The organism is Embleya sp. NPDC008237 (assembly GCF_042956465.1).
In the GTDB taxonomy this organism is placed as follows: domain Bacteria; phylum Actinomycetota; class Actinomycetes; order Streptomycetales; family Streptomycetaceae; genus Embleya.
This window is the reverse complement of sequence record NZ_JBIBGL010000020.1, coordinates 94,532-112,887: the sequence shown is the minus strand read 5'-3', so window position 1 is coordinate 112,887 and position 18,356 is coordinate 94,532. Positions and strand designations below refer to the sequence as shown.

The window sequence follows — 18,356 nt, the reverse complement described above, 5'->3', positions numbered from 1 at the left end:
TTCGTGCGAGGGGTGACACACAGGTAACACACAGCCGGCCCCTCCCCAGGACTCGAACAGGTGCGCTGTACTCCCCTCGTCGGCCCATTCGAGTCGACCCCGCATCGCGACGCGGTGCGTGAATCTCCTTACAGCGTGCGGGAGTTCATCGATGCGCATCCTGGTCGACGGGATCGACATGGCCGGCAAGACGTCGCTGGTCCATGCGGTGGTCGCCGAGTTCGAACGACGCGACATCGCCGCGGTGCGCCACCGGGGCATGCTCGCGGAACACCACCCGCTGGAGGCGGTGCTGAGGCGGTTGTCCTCGGCGCGTCAGCCCGACAGTTGGTGGACGACGACCGCGTACCTGGTCGGCGGGTTCGCCTTGGACGCGTTGCTCGCGCGGGTCGATCCGCCGAGACCGCGGCAGGCGGTGATCGTCCAGGACGGCTACGGGGATCGCACGGCGGCGTTCGGCATGGCCGGCGGCCCCTACCTCGCCGCGGCATTGGCCCTGCGGTGGCCGGGCCTGCTCGCGCGGTTCGACCTCGCGGTCTACCTGCATGCCCCGCCCCAGGTGCGGGCCAAGCGGATGGCCGGGCGCGAGCACGTGGACGTGCGCGACGAACGCAGCGTCGAGGACGTCGCGTTCGCGGAGCGCTTCCACGCCTTCCACGTGCACGGGATGGGCCGCCGGCACCGGCGGCTGCTGGTGATCGACAGCACGAAACGGCGGCCGGACGAGATGGCCGTCGAGATCGTCGACGCCGCGCTGCGCACAACGACGGGCGCCGGCGGCGACAGGCGGGGCGAACACGCCCCCAAGAACCCCTCGAAAGCGAGGACATCGTGACGACCGGCACCGACACCGACACGGTCAGGGGCACGGCATCGAGGGCGTGGGCGGCCACGGTGGCGGCCCGCGCCGCGGACGCCGCGCACCTGTGGCACCCCTGGAGCCCGATCGCCGACGGTCGGGAACGGCTGCTCCTGGTGGCCGGGCGCGGTTCCCGCGTCGTGGACGACACGGGCCGCTCCTATCTGGACCTGCGCGCGGGAACCCTGAACGCGACGATCGGATACGGCCACCCGGGCGTGGCCGAGACGATCGCCGCCCAGGCACGCACGTTGATGACCTGGGACCTGGCCGAAGCGGGCACGATTCCCGCCGCGCTGTTGGCGGGGCGGATCGCCGCGGTGATGCCGCCCGGCCTGGACCGGACGCTGTTGTGCAACTCGGGGTCCGAGGCGATCGAGGCGGCGATCAAGATCGCCCGCATGTGGCACCGCCTGTGCGGACGCCCGCGGCGCACCGCGATCGTGTCGTGGGCGGACGGCTACCACGGCGCCACCACTGCGGGGATCGCCGCGACCGGCTCCGAGTTCCGCCGCCACGGTTGCGGCCCGCTGCCCGAGGGCTACGCCCACCTGGCGAGCCCCCGCTGCCCGGACTGCGCCACAGGCGCCGGGGACCACACCTGCCGGATACCCGGGCCCGTCGAGTGGGAGGAGCACATCGCCCGGATCGGCCCGGACACCGTCGCCGCCGTGCTGGTGGAGCCGATCCTGGGCGTCGGCGGGGTGATCGTGCCCCCGCCCGGGTCGCTGCGCGGACTGCGCGAGATCTGCGACCGGCACGACATCGTGCTGATCGCCGACGAGGTCGCCACCGGATTCGGCCGCACCGGCCGCACGTTCGCGTTCGAACACGACCTTGCCCCGGGTACCGGCCCGGACATCGTGACCACCGCCAAGGGGCTGACCGGCGGGTACGCGCCGCTGTCGGCGGTGACGGTGCGCGGCGAGATCCACGCGGCGTTCGCCCGGGACCCGCTGCTCGGGGGACTGCGGCACGGACACACCACCGGCGGCCACGCCAGTGCCTGCGCCGCCGCCCTCGCCGTCCTGGACGTCCTGGCCGCCGACCGCCTGGTCGAGGCCGCCGCGGCACGCGGCGCGCAGTTCCGCCGCGACCTGGCCGGCCTGGACGAGAGTCCGCTGGTGCGGGAGGTGCGCGGCAAGGGCCTGCTGATCGGCATCGAGACGACGTCCCTGGACGCGGCCGCACGGGTGGCCGCCGCCGCCCAGGAACGCGGTGTCCTGATACGCCACTTCGGGCCGGTGATCACCATCGCCCCACCGCTGAACATCACTCCCCACGAGGTCGGCGAAGGCGCCGGTGCGGTCGTGGACGCCGTGCGCGCCACCTCCGCCGGGTCGACCGCGTGACCGCCCCCGCGCGAGACACGGTGATCCTGCCGATGGCCGGCGCCGGAAGCAGACTCGGACTGCCCTTCCCCAAGGAACTGGTGCCCATCGGTCCCGGCCGCGTTGCCCTCGACGCCACCGTGGACCTGTTGGCCCCCCACGCGGACCGGCTGCGCGTGGTCGCCGTCGTGGACGAGCACCGCGAGGCGACCGTGCGACACCTGCGCGCACGCTGCGCCGAACTCGCCCTGCCGTTCGTGACAACGTTCCAGGACCCCGCGCTGGTCGAGTCGACCGGGGCGGTACTGAGCGCGGCCGCCTGGTTCGGCCCGGCCACCCTGGTGCTGCTGCCCGACCAGATCCCGGCCCGGCCCGAACCCGAGACGATCCGCGAACTCCTGGACCTGATCCACGCCGGAGCCGGCGCGGTGTTCCTCGCCGCACGCGAAACCGACCCCGCGCGGCTGGCCGTCGACGGCGCTCTGCGCCTGTGCGAGGACACCGACGGGCACCCGGCCGTGGCCGACTTCGCCGACAAACCCGGCCTCGATCGTGCGCACGAATTCGACGCGGTGTGGTTCGGCTACGGCTTCGCCGCCCACACCGCCACCACGGTCCTGGCCGCGATGCACGGGCACGCCGTGCGCACCCCGCAACCTCCCCACGGCGGCGACGTGTTGATCGGCGCGACCGTCGTCGAGATGGGCCCGTTCACCGACCTGGGCACCTGGCCGCGCCTGACCGCGCACTGGAGGCGAACCCGATCATGACCCGCATCGCGATCCTGTCCGGCCCCTACCCCGTCGACGACCACCTCGGTGGCATCGGCCTGCGCCTGTGGGAACTCGCGCAATCCCTCGCCGACACCGGCCACGACGTCACCCTCGCGCTGCCGCGCGCCACCGACTTCACCCACCCCGGGATCACCACCACCCTCGACGCGACCGCGGCCGTCGACGCCGCCGACGCGATCGTCACCACCGACCTGCCCGACACCGCGCTGCTTCTGCGCGCCCACCGCGCGGGCACCACGATCGTCGCCGAGAACGCCCCACCGATCGAGCACCTGCACTACGACCGCCTGGCCGCAGACACGAATGGCGGCCTGTACCGCGACACCGTTGCCCGCTGGCACCTGCAACTCCTCCTCGCCGACCACCTGGTGGTGCGCTCCGAGGCCGAACGCGCCGCCACCCTGGGGGCGCTGGTGGCCGCCGGACGCACCAGCGGCGCCCACCACCGCGTCGACCCCGCGCTGGGCCACCTGCTCAGCCTGATCCCGATCGGCTTCAACCGGCACTCCGCAAAGATCGCCGACGGCGCACGGGCGGACCCGGACAAGGCGTGCGACGTGCTGTGGAACGGCGGCGTGTGGGACTACTGCCAGCCCGGGCCCGTCCTGGAAGCCCTCGCCGCCACCCGGGCGGCTGCGGGCACGGCACCGACGCTGCGCCTGCTCTACGAACCCGCGCCCGCCGCCGCCGACTCCCTGCGCGCCCACGCCCGCGACCTGGGCGTCGCCGACCTGCTCCATTGGCCGTGCGGGCCGGTCGCGCACCGCGACCGCGACGCGTGGCTCGCCTCCGCGAAAGCTCTGGTGATCACCGGTGGCCGTACGGCGGAGAACACCACCTGCCACCGCCTGCGTCTGCGCGACGCGGCCCTGTACGGGCTGCCCGTCGTCGTCGACGGACACGGCGCCAGCGGTGAACTCGTCGCCGCCCTGGGCATCGGACCGGTCGTCGACCCCGACGACCCCCACGCCCTCGGCGCCGCGCTGGTCGCCGCGAGCACCGACGGCCCCGCGCGCCACCGCTACCGCTCGGCCCTGGCCGCGGCACGCGGACGCTTCACCCTCGAAGAACACCTCGGCCCCCTGCAACGCGTGCTGCACGCATGCGTGATCGCCCCCGACCGCGACGAACGCGCGCACCGCGCGCGGATCGACGCGCTGCTGAAGGCGCACCCCGCACTGCACGACCCCGCACCGACCGTCCTGTAGGACTTCCGCGTTCGCCGGAGGCACTCATGCCCACGCCCCTGCCCACCCCCGCCGCCCCACGCGCCCTCACGCCCGCCTTCCCCGACCTCGCCACGGGCCCCGCCGCCCCCGTGCCGGCCACCTCCTGGAACCTGCCCCGGGCCTGCGCCCGCGCCGCGATCGTCGCGGACTACCGCGAGCGCGGCCACGCGATCGTCCAGGTCCCCGGCCCGCCCCCCACCGAGAACGACCTCGTCGCCCTGGCCCGGGCCCTGGACCTGGGACCGGCGTTCACCCCGCCGATGTACACCACCGGCGCCCACACCGCCCACACCGCGCACGGCGTCAGCCGCATCGCCGCCGCCCCCGACGCCGCGCACCCCTTCCAGGACCGCGCCGGGCAGAACGTCCACACCGACGGCACCCTGCAGCGCCTGGGCGAGATCCCCACCACGATCATGATGTGCGCGCACCCCGCCGCGACCGGGGGATCGACGCTGCTGTTCAACGTCCTCGCCGCGTACGCCGAACTCGCCGCCCACGACCCGGCGGCCGCCTCCCAACTCGCCCACCCGCAGGCACTCGTGCGCGCGTCGACGTTCGTCGAAGGCGTCTTCACGACCGGGCCCGCGTTCGGCCGCGACGCGCACGGCATCGCGATCACCCGCTACTCCCGCACCGCAACCGACTCCTACCGGGCCACCCGCGGCGGCGAGGCCGACCTCGCCCGCGCACTCGCCCACCTCGAAGCCGCCGCGCGACCCGGTAGTCGCCACCGCCTGGACTTCACCCTCGCCGCCGGACAGGCCCTGATCCTGGCCAACGACCGCCTGTGCCACGGCCGAACCCCCTACCGCGACACCGACGAGCAGCCCCACCGGCTGATCCTGCGCGGCCTGTTCACCACCCGGCCCACCGCATGACCGCCCTCGACACACCCACCGGATACGACACCACCGTGACCCCACGCCCGCGTGAGAACGCCGAACTGCTCGAAACCGCCATGTCCGTGCTGCGCGCGCACCAGGAGCGCGCCGCGCGCACCGTCACGTTGATCCCGGCGGAGAACACGCCCGCCCCGATCACGCTGCTCCCGTACGTCACCGACATCGGCGCCCGCTACATGTTCGACGACGACCCCGACCCCGACACCAGCGCCTGGCACTTCCCCTCCGCCCGCGACGCCGCGTGGCTGGAGACCGGCCTGGCCGTCCCCGCCGCGCGCCGCCTGTTGGCCGCGGAACACGTCAACGTCCGCCCCCTGTCCGGGCTCCACGCCATGCACATGGTCATCGCCGCCCTCGCCGGGGGACGCGCCGACACCGTGGTGTGCGTCGCCGCCGACCAGGGCGGCCACTACGCCACCGGTGACATCGCCACCCGCCTGGGCCACCGCGTCGCCCACCTCACCGGCACCGGGATCGGCACCGTCGACCTGGACGCGCTCGCCGCGACCTGCCGCGCCACCCGCCCGACCCTGGTCTACCTCGACCAGTGCCACACCCTGCGCCCCCTCGACACCGCCGCGATCGTCGCCACCGTCCACGACGCCTGTCCGGGCACCCGCGTCCACGCCGACATCTCCCACACCCTCGGGCTGGTCATGGGCGGCGCCCTGCGCAACCCCCTCGACGACGGCGCCGACAGCCTGTCCGCGTCCACCCACAAATCCTTCCCCGGACCACAGAAGGGCCTCATCGCCACCCGCGACGCCCGCGTGCGCGACCTGATCGCGACGATCCAGCCGCAGATGGTCTCCAACCACCACTTCGCCGCGGTCGCCTCCCTCGGACTGGCCCTGGTCTCCTTCGCCGACCGCTGCGGCGAATACGCCCGCACCGTCGTCACCAACGCCCGCACCCTGGGCCGGGAACTCGCCCACGCCGGCTGGGACGTCGTCGGCGCCGACTTCGGCCACACCCTCACCCACCAACTCTGGATCCGCGACCCCCACCGCGGCGCCCGAGAAGCCGCCCGACGCCTGTACGCGGCCGGCATCGACGTCAACTGGCTCACCGACCTGCCCCTGGACACACCCGCGCTGCGCCTGGGCCTGGCCGAGGCCACCTGGACGGGCCTGGTCCCCGCCGACATGCCCCCACTGGCCGCGATCATGACCGCCGCCGTCCACGACCGTGAACCCGCTGCGGTTCTCGCCGAACGCACCGCCGCGCTCCGCGCCCGCGCCGGCCACCCGTTCGCCCCCACCCTCGGCCCGGCCGCGAGCGTCCACGCCCACGCGCTCCTCGAACACATCGGCCCCACGCGGTGACCGCGCTCGCCCCCGCCCCGATACAGGACGCGCCCTGCGTGGCCGTCTACCGCGAACTCCGCGCCGGCCTGCCCGCCGACTGCGCGCAGATCGGCTACGGCTACAACCTGCACCCCGCCGCCGGCGCCACCCACCGATTCCTCCACCACGCCCTGCGGGCCTGCGCGGACGGCGGACGCCTGCACGAATACGGCACCGCCGCCGACGGCCACGACCGCGCCCTGGCCGCCACCCTCGCCGGCGCCTACCTCGGCCTCGAACTCGACCCGGACCAGGTCCTGTTCACCACCGGCGCCACCGAGGGCATCGGCCTGGTCACCCGCTTCCTCGCCGCCTGCGACGCGGGCCTGATCCTGCCCTCACCCTGCTACTACGCCTTCGAACAGACACCCCGCCGCCACGGCGGCACCATCCTGGGCCGCTACCGCCACGACGGCACCCTCCACCCCACCGGCGAGAAAGCCACGCACACCGCGCTCGTCGAAATCCTCCCCAACGGCGTCACCGGCACCCTCCACACCCCACCCCGCGTGGACGCCGACTTCCGGATCGTCGACATCGTCTTCCTCGCCGGCGGCCGCGCCCCCACCCGCCACGCCGTCACCGACCGCGCCCGCGCCACCCTCGCAGGCCGCCTCGACGACACCGCCGTCCTGATGACCCCCTCCAAGGACCTGTGCGTCCCCGGCATCCGACCCGGACTGCTCCTATCCACCCACGCACCCCTGATCGACGCCGCCCGCGACGACGTCTTCGACCGCAGCGCCACCACCAGCCCCCTGGCCGGACAGGTCGTCCTGCTCTACCTGTCCGTCCTCCTGCTCGCCGAGGCCCGACACACCGGCGGCAACCCGGCGTTCGCCACCCGCCACCGATGGCTGCAGGAGCGCTACGCCCACCACCGCGTGCCCACCGTCCCCTCCGAACGCACCTGCCGCGCGATCGTCGACCACCTCGACGCCATGAGCACCCACTTCGCCCACGCCTTCGACCTCGCCATCCGCCACACCGAAGGACTCCTGCTCATCGACCCCGAGCAGCGGCCCGTCGCCGGCTACTCGCTGCTCCCGCGCGTCCTCGTCGACGACACCGACACCCCCGAAGCCGTCGTGCGCTGGGTCAACACCATCGGCCGCCGCCACGCCCTCAAACTCAACCCCTCCTACCTCTTCGGGGGCGACCGCGACTCCTGGCACGCCCTGGACCCCGGCCCACCCCGGATCCGCGTCAACCTCTCCGTCGCACACCCCGACCTCCTCCACACCCTCGCCCTGCTGCGCGCCGCCCGCGACGGCGCCACCCACCCCCGACGGGACGTGCCCCGATGAGCGCACTCACCGACCTCCTCGCCACCACCGCCGACCACCACCACGACGCGATCGCCGTCGCCGACGACACCCACACCCTCACCTACGCCCACCTGTGGGCCGACGCCGGAAACCTCGCCGCCGCCCTCCACCACACCAGGCCCCGCTCCGCACGCGTCCTGATCGCCCTGCCCCCCGGCATCGCGTGGGTCACCGCCCTCCTCGCCATCTGGCGTACCGGAGCCACCGCCGTACCCCTCGACACCACCCACCCCCACCCGCTCCTCGCCCGCCTGGCCGCCGGCTGCGCCGCGACCACGGTCGTCACCCCCACCGGCGAAGCCCCCGCCTGGGCCGCCCACCTGCCCGCAGAGGCTGCCGGGGCGCCGCCCGCGCCGCCGCCGCCCGCACCGGGGGAGGACTCCGAGGCGTGCGTGTGGCACACCAGCGGCAGCACCGGAACCCCCAAACCCGTCCAGGTCACCCACGCCGCCATCGCCGCACGCGCCCACGCCATGCCGGCCCTCGCCGGAATCGGCCCCACCGACCGCGTCGCACAGCTCGCCGCGCCGACCTTCGACGCCGTCCTGTGGGAAGTGCTGTGCGCGCTCACCACCGGCGCCCGCCTCCAGATCGCCGCCCCCGCCGACCGCATACCCGGCCCGGCCTTCACCGCGTTCCTGACCCGGCACCGCATCACCGCGTTCACGTGCACCCCCACCCACCTGGCCGCCACGCCGTTCCCCGACCTCCCGCATCTGCGGCGCATCGTCCTGGGCGGCGAGATCCTGCACCCCGCACCCCTGCGCCCGTGGCTGACGCGCCACCGGGTCGCGAACGCCTACGGACCCACCGAAGCGTGCGTGGACGCCCTGTTCGACGACCACGTCCACCCCCACATCGACCCCGCCCCGATCGGCCGCCCGCTGCCCGGCGTGCGCGCGTGGATCCTCGACGCCCACGACCGGCCCGTCCCCGACGGCGACACCGGCGAACTCCACCTCGCCGGCGAAGGAATGGCGACCGGCTACCTCGACATGCCCGACACCACCGCCACCGCGTTCCCCCACCTCGCACTGCCCGACGAGGACCGGCCGCAACGCGTCTACCGCACCGGGGACCGCGCCCGAGCCCTGCCCGACGGGCGGATCGTCGTCCTCGGACGCGTCGACACCCAACTCAACCTCGGCGGGGTCCGCCTGGAACCCGGCGACGTCGAAGCATGCGCCACCCGCCTGTCCGGAGTCCGAGCCGCCGTCCTGACCTGCGAGAACACACGGCAAGCCCGCCCAAGCCTGGTCCTGCGCGTGGAAACCACCACCCACTCGCCCATGACGGTGCGCGCCCACCTGGCCGCCAACCTGCCACCCGCAGCCGTGCCCACCACCATCACCTGCCACCCCGAACTCGCCCGCACCACCCACGGCAAACTCGACCGCACCCCACACCCCACCCCGCCCGGGCCGGCCGCCGCACCCGACGATCCGCACCCGCCGGCCCTGCCGGAACACGCCGCGCACCGGTGGCAGACGTGGAGCCGAACACCCGCCGCGAACGCGAGCGCGGACTTCTTCGCCGCCGGCGGCGACTCGCTCGCCGCCCTGGCATTCCTCCACGACGTCAACTCGCACTACGGCACGGAAATCACCCTCGCGCAGTTCCTCGCCGACCCCACCCCCGGCTTCCTCGCCCGGGCCATCACCGGGAGCCGTCCGTGACCACCACCGTGCGCGGCCTCCTCGTCGACCTCGACGGCGTCGTACGCCTGTGGAACCACAGCGCCACCCACGCCGAACAAGCCTTCCACCTCCCGCCCGGCGCGCTCCGCGCCCTCGCCTACGACGACCTGTTCGACCTCGCCCACGTCGGCGTCCTCACCCACCAACAATGGGTCGCCGACGTCCGCGCCCGCGCCACCCGACGCTTCGGCCAAGCCGGCGACCACGCCGTCACCCACTGGGCCGCCGACCGCGGCACACCCGACCCCGCCATGGCCGACCTGCTGCGCCGCGCCCGCGCCGCCGGGCTGCGCATCGGCGCACTGACGAACAACACCACCGCCGTCGAGGACGACCTGCGCCTGCACGGCCTCCGCGACCTGTTCGACATCGTCGCCGACTCCGCCACCACCCACCTGACCAAACCAAGCCCGCGCGCCTACACCCACGCTCTGGAACTCCTGGACCTGCCCGCAGCATCGGTCGTGTTCACCGACGACAACCCCACCAACGTCCGCGCCGCAGCCTGGACCGGCCTACGCGCCCACCACCACACCACCGCAGCCGCCTTCGAAGCGTTCCTCACCGAGGCGGGCGTCCACCTCGGGAACCTCGCCCCGCCCGCACCCGACCCGCTCGGCACGCAACCACCCCCCGGGCACGCCGAATCCGACACCCACACCACCATCCACGTCCGCTACCTGGCCACCGCACGCACCGCCCCCCGAGTCGCGGCCGACCTCCTCGCCTCGGGCACGGCCACCACCGCGCACCCCATCGACCCCCACACCGTCACCGCCCGCGCCACCGACGACACGATCACCACCGTGCGACTCCTGCCGGTGACCGCGAACCCCGACGCCGCCGCAGGTCACCCGGGCGCCTGGCTCCCCTACAATCCCGACCCGGGCCCGGCCGAACACCTCCCGCCATGGCTGGCGACCGAACGCGCCCTCGCCGCACTCCACGCCGAAGACCTCCTCACCCGCACCGGCTGGGCCCTGACCCACGTCGCCGACCGCCACCGGGCCGGCGACGCGCTTGCCGCCGCCGACGCCCTCGACCAGGCCCGCCACGCCCTCACCCTCCTGGGCACCCTCCTGGCCCGACACCAACCACACCCCTGGCCCGACGCCACCGCCACCCGATACCTCCCCGCATCCCACACCGCCGCCTTCCTCGCCTCCCACGCCCCCGACCCCACCACGGCCCTCGGCCTCGCCGCCGCCGTCCGCCCCGTGACCACCCTGATCCCGCTCCTGCGCCGGGCCTGCGCGGACCTCCTGGATGTCGATCACCGCTGGTCCTGGGACCACACGGCCCGCGCCCTCGCCGCCGTCCTGGGCGAGACGCCCGACCTGTCCCCGGCGCCCGGCCCGGAGCAGGACGTCCTCTACACCGCCGAACTCGCCGCCGCCTACGACACGCACCGCCCCGTCCCGACCCCGATGGCCGAGGCCCTCCACGCGTTCGCCGACACCCACCTGGCCGGGCGCGACGTGGTCGAACTCGGCGCCGGGACCGGCCGCGTCACCACCCACCTGGCCGCGGGCACCCGCACCTACACCGCGCTGGAGACCTCTGCCCCGATGGCCGCCCGCCTCGCCGCCCGCGAACTCGCGGGCGTGCGCGCCCTCCTCGCCGACGCGATCGCCCCGCCCCTGCCCGACGCGAGCGCCGACGTCGTCCTCGAACACGAAGTCCTCCTGTTCACCCCCGACCCGCTGCTCGCCGTCGACCGGGCGTTGCGACTCCTGCGTCCGGGCGGATGCCTGATCCGCCTCCTCCTGCACCCCGTCGGCCCCGACCCGCTCCAGGCGCTGGACGTGGCGTACCGCTGCGCCGCGTTCGCGAACCACCCCATGCCCCTGTTCCACGGCAAGGGCACCGACCACCGCGTCACGGCGCACCTGACCGCCCTCAGCCTGCCCACCACGACCGCCACGCTCGCCGAGTACACGATCGACTGCGCCACCGCCGACGCCCTGGCCGCCCTCGCCGAACGCGCCTGGCCCTACCAACACCAGACCGACACCCATCGCCACCGCGCCGGCACCGACGCCGCCCACCGCGCCGCCCGCGCCCTCCCCGACCACGTCCGCACGCGATTCGCTCTGCGCGCGCTCACCACGTTCCGGGGCCCCCGATGAACACACTTCCCGCCCCCTACCGCTGGAGCAGTGGACCCGCCGACGCCCTCGCGCACAGCCACGCGGGACACGTCCCGGTCATCCGCCCGGCCGAGACCGACCGCGCGGACCGGATGCGGCGCGTCCTCGCCTGGTACGCCACCGATCCCCGCGCTCCCCGGCCGGCCGCGCCCGCGGGAGCGCGCATCGCCTCGGTCGGCCCCCACCGCACCCTCGGCGACCTCGCCGCGACCGTCCTGGGCCGACCCCACCACCACGCCGCCGGCCTCGACGAACTCCCGGACGACCTCGCCGGCGGAAGCGTCCTGGTGATCGCCCCCGCCGAACACCTCACCCTCGCAGCCCTCGTGCCCTACCTGACCCGACAAGCCGCACGCGACACGACCGTTGGATTCCTCACCGGCCGCGACGTCGCGGCCATCACCTTCGCACTCGCCAAGACCCACGCCGCCCACACCGCACACACCCACGCCGCGTCCGCGCTGATCGACGGCACCACCGGCCTCTCCCGACTGCTTCCCGCACCCGGACAAGGCATCGCCACCCCCGACGCCCTCGCCCGATCGTGGCGGACCCTGATCGTCGACGCCCACGGGTCCGCCGCCCACGCCGCCCTCGGCCCCGCCATCCTGTGCGGACTCACCGGCACCCGCGAACACACCACCACCGGAACCGAGATCCCCGACGGCTGCACCCGCCGGCACTGCAAGACCGACACCACCGGCGGCCGCATTCCCACCCTCGCGCCACACGACCTCAAAACCGAGATCCTCGCCCTGTTCGTGTGCAACGCCATCGCCCTCGGCGCCACCGAGCAATACCCCTCGGACGTCAACCTCGCCCTGGACGCCGTCGAAGGCCACCCCGCCGCGGTCCTCGGCCTCCTCCGCGGCGACCTGAACACCACCGACACCGAACCGCAGGCCGCCGCCACGCTCCTGCACGCCGGACACACCCTCGGCCACTGCGTCCGAGCCCTCGACCACGACGGCGCCGCCCGCGGCATCCACGGCCCCTCCACCGTCCTGCTCGGCGACCCAGAACTGCGCCCGCACCGCACCGGAGCGCCTCCCGACATGCGGCTCCGCCGGTTGCCCTCCCCGAGCCCAAGTCCGCCCTGCGAGCCGGCCCTGCAACTCGCCGTGTTGAGTGAGGCCGCGGCGTTCGAGCACGCACTGCGGGCGAGTCTGCGCATCCGCCCCGACGCCGAACTGGCCGCCTGCCTCGACCGGCTGCGCGCCCACCACACAGCGGCCGTCGACCACCTCCTGGACACAAGCAGCGCATCGACCGACCTCCACGAACCGCGCGACATCGCACGGGCCTGGGCCGAGACGGCCCTGTCGATATCCGCGACGACCTCCGGCGGCGCCTACGCCCGCCAAGTCGCCGCCGCGCACGCACACCACCGCGTCCAACACCTCACACCGACCGACCCTTGCCCGTACTGCCGAGCCCCCCGACACCGCGAACACCACACCAGCCGACTCGGCCACAGCCCCCGCACCGCAATCCACTGCCCCCGCTGCGGACCCGCCCTCAGCGAACCCGCCGACGCCCCCGCCTGCACCGTCGACGTACCCAGGGCCCTGCATCCCGGCGCGCCGGTTCTCGTGCGCGTCTCGATCGCCACCGCCGGCACCGGCACCGACATCCCCTGCGCCGTGCACCTGCGGCCCCGAACCACGCGGGCGGGCTCCCACGACCACGCCTTCGCGAACATCGCCCCCGGGACGCCCCACACCTTCACCCTCGCGATGCCGGCCCGGCCGATCCCCGAACTCGACAGGATCTGGGTGATCCACGCCGACGGATTCCGGCTCTCCTTCCGGCAGTTCCGCGTCCCGTCCCTCCCGACCGATGAGAAGCTCGCACCACCACACGGGACGTAACCGATCGCACCCACCGCACGTTCGCCCCACGACGACAACCCCCACCTACACCACGGAGACAGCGTGATCATCTGGATCAACGGACCCTTCGGCGGAGGGAAGACCACCCTCGCCAACCTTCTCGCCGCCACCGTCGAAGGCAGCATGCTCTACGACCCCGAGGAAGTCGGCTTCATGCTCCGCAACCTCCTCCCTGGCCGCGCCAAGGACTTCCAGGACCTACCGCCCTGGCGCCCCCTGGTCGCCGCGACCGGCGTCGAACTCCACCACTACAACCAGGGTCGTCCCCTCATCGCGCCGATGACCCTCGTCAACCGCGACTACGCGCACGAGATCTTCGCCGCCATCGACCACGCCGGCATCCCGCTCCGCCACCTCGTCGTCCATGCCGACACCCCCACCCTCCTCGCTCGCATCGACGCGAGCATGGAATGCCCCGGCGACGAAACACGCAGCGAGAAGGTCCGCGCCTTCCGCCGCCGCCGCCTCGCCGCGTACGAACAAGCCCTCACCACATGGCTCCGCGACGAAGCCGACATCATCGACACCACCACGCTCACCCCCCACGAGACCCTCGAACAAGCACTCAAGGCCCTGGACCGGCCATGAACCAGGACCCTCTGGCCCGTATCGCCGGGAACGCCGAAGTCGTGGCAGACCACACCTGGCCCGGCACCTCCACCACCGTGACCCGCCTGCGCACCCACGGCGGCCGGGAAATGATCCTCAAGACGAATACCAACGCCGACTCGTTCGCCCGCGAACTCCACGCCCTCCGCACCTGGGCCCCCGCGCTGGGACCCCGCGCCCCGCAACTCCTCGATGCCGACCCCACCCGCCACGCCCTCCTGACGACCGTCGTCCCCGGCGTACCGCTTTCCACCCTCAGCCCCGCTGTCGACGAGGAACGCTCCGCGTACCGGCAGGCCGGAGCACTCCTGCGGTTCTTCCACAACGCGGGCCCCCGACGGCACCTGCCCACCTTCGGCCCCGACCGAGCTGCGTACATCCGCGCCCAACTCGCCCACGGCACCGACCCGCTGACCCCGGAAGAAGCCGACACGGCCAGGCACGCACTCGAACTCCTGGACGCCATGCCCGGACAACAGGCCCAGCCCTCCCACCTCGACTTCACCAGCCGCAACCTCCTGTGGGACGGAGAACGCCTGGGCGTGATCGACTTCGAAACCAGCCGATACGAAGCAGTCGGCCGCGACTTCCTGCGCATCCGACAACGCACCCTCAACGAACGACCCGACCTGTACACGGCCTTTCACACCGGATACGGCCGCGAACCCGACACCGAAGAAGGCCGCCTCATCCGCGTCTGCGAAGTCACCGACGCCGCCGCCATCGCCGTGACCGCCACGAGAAACGGACAGCTCGCCTTCGCGACCGAAGCCCACCGAACCCTCCACACCGCGTTCCAGCGCTGGCCCCCCAAGGCTCGAACGGCAGCCGCCGACGCACCCGGCCCGTGACCCCGGACAGGTCACCGCTGCGCCCGGGCTCCGCCTCGCAGAGGCAATCAATGATGGGTGCAGTTCGTTTGCAGGGAGAACGAGCCGGACGCCCACCGAGGCATGCGGTGTGGCTGTACGCTCGCGAGGTGCCGAAGAGTTTCAAGTACAGCAAGCCATTCTTCAGTTCCGAAGACGATGAGCCGCCCGTGTGCCCGCACTGCAAGCAGCCCATTGAGGTGGGCGACGAGGTCCACTGGTTTCAGGACACGCTCTGGCACACCAAGCCCTGCCCTAGCTGATTGGGGCAGTCGAATGTCGCCGTTGGCTACGCCCCTCCGCCATCGGCGCCCGCCGGGGCTTGCCCGGAGCAGAAGCCATCCTGCGGCACCGTGCGCCGGTCGCCAACCGCGACCTCGATCCCTGCTTGCGCGCCCACGCCGCCCACGAGCGCGAGCACGCCTGCCCCGCCCCGCGGAAGTTCGCCTCACGACTTGATCAACGTCGTCCCTCGAAACGAACTGCACCCATCAAAGATGGCCATCTCGTTCCAATTCCTCTCTCTTGGCCCGTGCCATCGCCATCTGGCCCGGCGGCTCCGAGGCGGGGGTGAGCTTGCTCCGCTTTGACGGACACCGTCGTTGTGGTGTGGTCAGGCCGCCAGGGCGGCTTCGTATTCGATGGGACTGCGGTAGCCGAGGCTGCTGTGCAACCTGCGTAGGTTGTACCAGGACTCGATCCACTCGAAGACCGCTGCCCGTGCCGCGATCCGGTTGGGCCAGGGTCGGTCGGTGGCGAGGTCGCTTTTGAGGGTGGCGAAGAACGACTCGGCGAGTGCGTTGTCCCAGCACTGGCCGGTCCGCCCGACCGACAGACGGATGCCGAACCCGCTTGCCAGGACGGCGAATTCGCTGCTCGTGTATTGGGCGGATTCAATCGGTCGTCGCAACACCTTGATCGAGGTGGTGTTGTATGGGGCGGCCAGCAGGTTGGATTACGACGTTGACGGGGCGTCCGGCGATGCGTTCGCCGGGGAGGCCCCCGATCCGGCGCGGGGTGGAGCGGGAGTTCTGGGTGCGGATCGCGGAGGGGATGTCCAGCGAGGAGGCGGGGATCGCGTGCGGTGTCTCGGGCGTGGTCGGCTCGCGGTGGTTCCGCGAGGGCGGCGGCATGCCCACGCTGCGGCTGGGCCCTGACTCGGGCCGGTACCTGTCCTTCGTTGAACGCGAGGAGATCGCGCTGCTGCGGGCTCAGGACGCCGGGGTCCGGGAGATCGCGCGTCAACTGGGCCGGTCGCCCTCGACGATCTCGAGGGAGTTGCGGCGCAACGCGGCCACCCGCGGTGCCCGGCTGGACTACCGGGCCTCGATCGCCCAGTGGAAGGCCGAGTTGGCGGCTCGGCGCCCCAGGACCCCGAAGCTCGTGGCCGACGAGCGCCTGCGCGGCTACGTTCAGGCCCGGTTGTCGGGTGAGGTCCAACTCCCGGACAGGTCACCCGTGTTCGGTCCGCGGACCCCGGAGTGGAGGGGACGCAACAAGCCGCGCCGCGAGGACCGGCGGTGGGCGACGGCCTGGAGCCCCGAGCAGATTGCCAACCGGCTCCCGGTCGACTTTCGGGACGACGGCTCCATGCGGATCTCCCACGAGGCGATATATCAGGCGCTCTACATCCGAGGACGCGGAGCGCTCGATCGCGAGTTGGTCGCCTGCCTGCGGACCGGGCGGGCGCTGCGGGCTCCCCGGGCACGCTCCCGGCAGCGTGCCGTCGGCCACGTCACCCCCGAGACCGTGATCGGCCTGAGGCCGGCCGAGGCCGACGACCGAGCTGTTGCCGGCCACTGGGAGGGTGACCTGATCATCGGGACCAACCAGTCCGCGATCGGCACCCTCGTGGAACGCACCACGCGGCTCACCGTACTTCTGCATCTGCCTCGATGAGGGCTATGGCGTCGAGCAACGCGTCAAGAACGGCCCGGCCCTGGCGGGACACGGTGCCGAAGCCGTCCGCAACGCCATCGCCTCCGCGTTCGCGGCTGTGCCGGAGCACGTGCGTCGCTCGCTGACCTGGGACCGCGGCAAGGAACTGGCCCAGCATGTGCAACTGAGTGCGGCCACGGGGATGAAGGTGTTCTTCGCCGACCCGCACAGCCCCTGGCAGCGCGGCACCAACGAGAACACGAACGGGCTGCTACGACAGTACTTCCCGAAAGGAACGGATCTGTCCCGATGGACCGCCGACGAGATCAACGCGGTCGCCGCCACCCTCAACGACAGGCCTCGCAAGACCCTCGATTGGCGGACGCCCGCCGAAGCCCTCGATGATCAGCTTAAGTCGCCGGTCAGAGCCGGTGTTGCGACGACTGGTTGAACCCAAGTTGGCAGCCTCGATCCGAGTGAAAGATCGTCCCGGGGGTCGGGCGATGCTTGCGGACCGCGTCGCGCAGGGCGTCGGCGACGAGTTCGGTGCGCAGATGGTCGGCGGTGGCCCAGCCGACGACCTTGCGGGTGGCGATGTCGATGACGGTGGCGAGGAACAACCAGCCCTGTCCGGTGGGCAGGTAGGTGATATCGCCGCACCAGCGGGTTGCGGGTGCCGGTCCGGGCGTGAAGTCGCGGCCGACCAGGTCGGGGCGCGCGCCGACCTGCGGGTCCGGGACCGTGGTGCGGTGCCCTCGTCTGCGGTGCCGGCCGGCCAGTCCTGCCTGGCGCATCAACCGGGCGACGCGGCGGCGCCCGACGCGGACGCCGTCGCGGACCAGGACCGCGTGGACGCGCGGGGCGCCGTAGCTGCCGCGTGAGATCCGGTGGGCTTCGGTGATCCGCTCGCTGAGCTCCGCGTCGCGGACGGCGCGCGGGCCTGGGGCCGCGGTGCGGCGGTGGTAGTAGGCGGCTCGGGAGACCTGAAGCAGTTCACAGACGCGTTTGACGCTGTGACCTGCGCGTTTCTCCGCCTCGATGAACGGGTGCACCGTCACCGGGTCTCTGTCGCGAAGAAAGCCGTGGCCCGTTTGAGGACGTCCACGTCCTGCCGCAGCCGGGTGTTCTCCCGCCGCAACCTGGCGAGTTCCTCCCGCTCGGACGTCGTCAAGCCGTCGCGGTCACCCGTGTCGACCTCGGCCTGAACGACCCAGGCCCGCACCGCGGTCTCGGTCAGGTCGAAGTCCTTCGCGACCTGACCGACCGAACGGTCGCCCTGTTTGCACAGCGCAACGATCTCCGCCTTGAACTCCGGCGTGAACGAGCGGCGAGGCCGAGGCTTCTTCTTCCCCATGCTCTCCATGATGGACATCCTCCCCGGGGGGCCAAAACCCCTCAGTCAGGGTGTCCGTCAAACCGGATCAAGCCCAGGGGGTCCTCACAGCCGGGGAAGATGGTGTGACCGTTAC

General features: G+C 72.9%; 15 protein-coding genes and 1 pseudogene. 13 read left to right on the top strand and 3 right to left on the bottom strand.

The annotated features are described in order from the left end of the window. The first annotated feature begins 151 nt into the window (after positions 1-151). The 12 genes from ACFZBU_RS39260 to ACFZBU_RS39205 all read left to right on the top strand — a co-directional run bounded on the left by ACFZBU_RS39260 (position 152) and on the right by ACFZBU_RS39205 (position 14,991). Positions 152-835, top strand: a complete 684-nt coding sequence (locus ACFZBU_RS39260; RefSeq protein WP_391588547.1) for a hypothetical protein — start codon at positions 152-154, stop codon at positions 833-835. Next, a complete protein-coding gene (locus tag ACFZBU_RS39255; protein ID WP_391588546.1) occupies positions 832-2,211 on the top strand; it encodes an aspartate aminotransferase family protein in 1,380 nt (459 codons plus the stop codon). The genes ACFZBU_RS39260 and ACFZBU_RS39255 overlap by 4 nt, the downstream gene beginning before the upstream one ends. Beyond that, positions 2,208-2,960: a hypothetical protein gene (locus tag ACFZBU_RS39250; protein WP_391588545.1), complete on the top strand. Its 753-nt coding sequence runs from the start codon at positions 2,208-2,210 to the stop codon at positions 2,958-2,960. The genes ACFZBU_RS39255 and ACFZBU_RS39250 overlap by 4 nt, the downstream gene beginning before the upstream one ends. Then, positions 2,957-4,192, top strand: coding sequence for a hypothetical protein (locus ACFZBU_RS39245; RefSeq protein ID WP_391588544.1), 1,236 nt, complete (start codon positions 2,957-2,959; stop codon positions 4,190-4,192). The genes ACFZBU_RS39250 and ACFZBU_RS39245 overlap by 4 nt, the downstream gene beginning before the upstream one ends. Positions 4,193-4,218: 26 nt before the next feature. Continuing rightward, positions 4,219-5,094: a TauD/TfdA family dioxygenase gene (locus ACFZBU_RS39240; protein WP_391588543.1), complete on the top strand. Its 876-nt coding sequence runs from the start codon at positions 4,219-4,221 to the stop codon at positions 5,092-5,094. After that, positions 5,091-6,443, top strand: coding sequence for a hypothetical protein (locus ACFZBU_RS39235; protein WP_391588542.1), 1,353 nt, complete (start codon positions 5,091-5,093; stop codon positions 6,441-6,443). Before ACFZBU_RS39240 ends, ACFZBU_RS39235 begins: the two co-directional genes overlap by 4 nt. Positions 6,444-6,481: 38 nt before the next feature. Then, complete coding sequence (locus ACFZBU_RS39230; RefSeq protein WP_391588541.1) at positions 6,482-7,771, top strand: aminotransferase class I/II-fold pyridoxal phosphate-dependent enzyme; 1,290 nt, start codon at positions 6,482-6,484, stop codon at positions 7,769-7,771. Beyond that, positions 7,768-9,468 carry a non-ribosomal peptide synthetase gene (locus ACFZBU_RS39225; protein WP_391588540.1) on the top strand — a complete coding sequence of 567 codons (1,701 nt, stop codon included), beginning with the start codon at positions 7,768-7,770 and terminating at the stop codon, positions 9,466-9,468. Before ACFZBU_RS39230 ends, ACFZBU_RS39225 begins: the two co-directional genes overlap by 4 nt. Beyond that, complete coding sequence (locus tag ACFZBU_RS39220; RefSeq protein ID WP_391588539.1) at positions 9,465-11,618, top strand: HAD-IA family hydrolase; 2,154 nt, start codon at positions 9,465-9,467, stop codon at positions 11,616-11,618. Before ACFZBU_RS39225 ends, ACFZBU_RS39220 begins: the two co-directional genes overlap by 4 nt. Then, entirely contained in the window at positions 11,615-13,510 is a 1,896-nt protein-coding gene (locus tag ACFZBU_RS39215) for a hypothetical protein (RefSeq protein ID WP_391588538.1), read from the top strand. The genes ACFZBU_RS39220 and ACFZBU_RS39215 overlap by 4 nt, the downstream gene beginning before the upstream one ends. A 63-nt stretch (positions 13,511-13,573) precedes the next feature. Continuing rightward, entirely contained in the window at positions 13,574-14,119 is a 546-nt protein-coding gene (locus tag ACFZBU_RS39210) for an AAA family ATPase (RefSeq protein WP_391588537.1), read from the top strand. Beyond that, positions 14,116-14,991 carry an aminoglycoside phosphotransferase family protein gene (locus tag ACFZBU_RS39205; RefSeq protein WP_391588536.1) on the top strand — a complete coding sequence of 292 codons (876 nt, stop codon included), beginning with the start codon at positions 14,116-14,118 and terminating at the stop codon, positions 14,989-14,991. Before ACFZBU_RS39210 ends, ACFZBU_RS39205 begins: the two co-directional genes overlap by 4 nt. A gap of 631 nt (positions 14,992-15,622) precedes the next feature. Here the strand turns inward: ACFZBU_RS39205 and ACFZBU_RS39200 are convergent. Continuing rightward, complete coding sequence (locus ACFZBU_RS39200) at positions 15,623-15,919, bottom strand: transposase (protein ID WP_391588535.1); 297 nt, start codon at positions 15,917-15,919, stop codon at positions 15,623-15,625. A gap of 23 nt (positions 15,920-15,942) precedes the next feature. On the opposite strand from ACFZBU_RS39200, the pseudogene ACFZBU_RS39195 reads away from it, so the two are divergent. Next, a pseudogene (locus ACFZBU_RS39195) lies at positions 15,943-17,338 on the top strand (IS30 family transposase). On the opposite strand, the gene ACFZBU_RS39190 reads toward ACFZBU_RS39195, so the two are convergent. Together ACFZBU_RS39190 and ACFZBU_RS39185 are read right to left on the bottom strand one after the other, a co-directional pair. Then, positions 17,310-17,945, bottom strand: coding sequence for an IS3 family transposase (locus ACFZBU_RS39190; RefSeq protein ID WP_391588534.1), 636 nt, complete (start codon positions 17,943-17,945; stop codon positions 17,310-17,312). The pseudogene ACFZBU_RS39195 and the gene ACFZBU_RS39190 overlap by 29 nt on opposite strands. Beyond that, positions 17,942-18,250 carry a transposase gene (locus ACFZBU_RS39185; RefSeq protein WP_391588533.1) on the bottom strand — a complete coding sequence of 103 codons (309 nt, stop codon included), beginning with the start codon at positions 18,248-18,250 and terminating at the stop codon, positions 17,942-17,944. The genes ACFZBU_RS39190 and ACFZBU_RS39185 overlap by 4 nt, the downstream gene beginning before the upstream one ends. Positions 18,251-18,356: the final 106 nt, after the last annotated feature.

Excerpts from the sequence above, each read along its gene's own strand:
- ACFZBU_RS39260 (WP_391588547.1), top strand. The coding sequence starts at position 152 with ATGCGCATCCTGGTCGACGGGATCGACATGGCCGGCAAGACGTCGCTG.
- ACFZBU_RS39245 (WP_391588544.1), top strand. The coding sequence starts at position 2,957 with ATGACCCGCATCGCGATCCTGTCCGGCCCCTACCCCGTCGACGACCAC.
- ACFZBU_RS39240 (WP_391588543.1), top strand. The coding sequence starts at position 4,219 with ATGCCCACGCCCCTGCCCACCCCCGCCGCCCCACGCGCCCTCACGCCC.
- ACFZBU_RS39235 (WP_391588542.1), top strand. The coding sequence starts at position 5,091 with ATGACCGCCCTCGACACACCCACCGGATACGACACCACCGTGACCCCA.
- ACFZBU_RS39225 (WP_391588540.1), top strand. The coding sequence starts at position 7,768 with ATGAGCGCACTCACCGACCTCCTCGCCACCACCGCCGACCACCACCAC.
- ACFZBU_RS39215 (WP_391588538.1), top strand. The coding sequence starts at position 11,615 with ATGAACACACTTCCCGCCCCCTACCGCTGGAGCAGTGGACCCGCCGAC.
- ACFZBU_RS39205 (WP_391588536.1), top strand. The coding sequence starts at position 14,116 with ATGAACCAGGACCCTCTGGCCCGTATCGCCGGGAACGCCGAAGTCGTG.
- ACFZBU_RS39185 (WP_391588533.1), bottom strand. The coding sequence starts at position 18,250 with ATGGAGAGCATGGGGAAGAAGAAGCCTCGGCCTCGCCGCTCGTTCACG.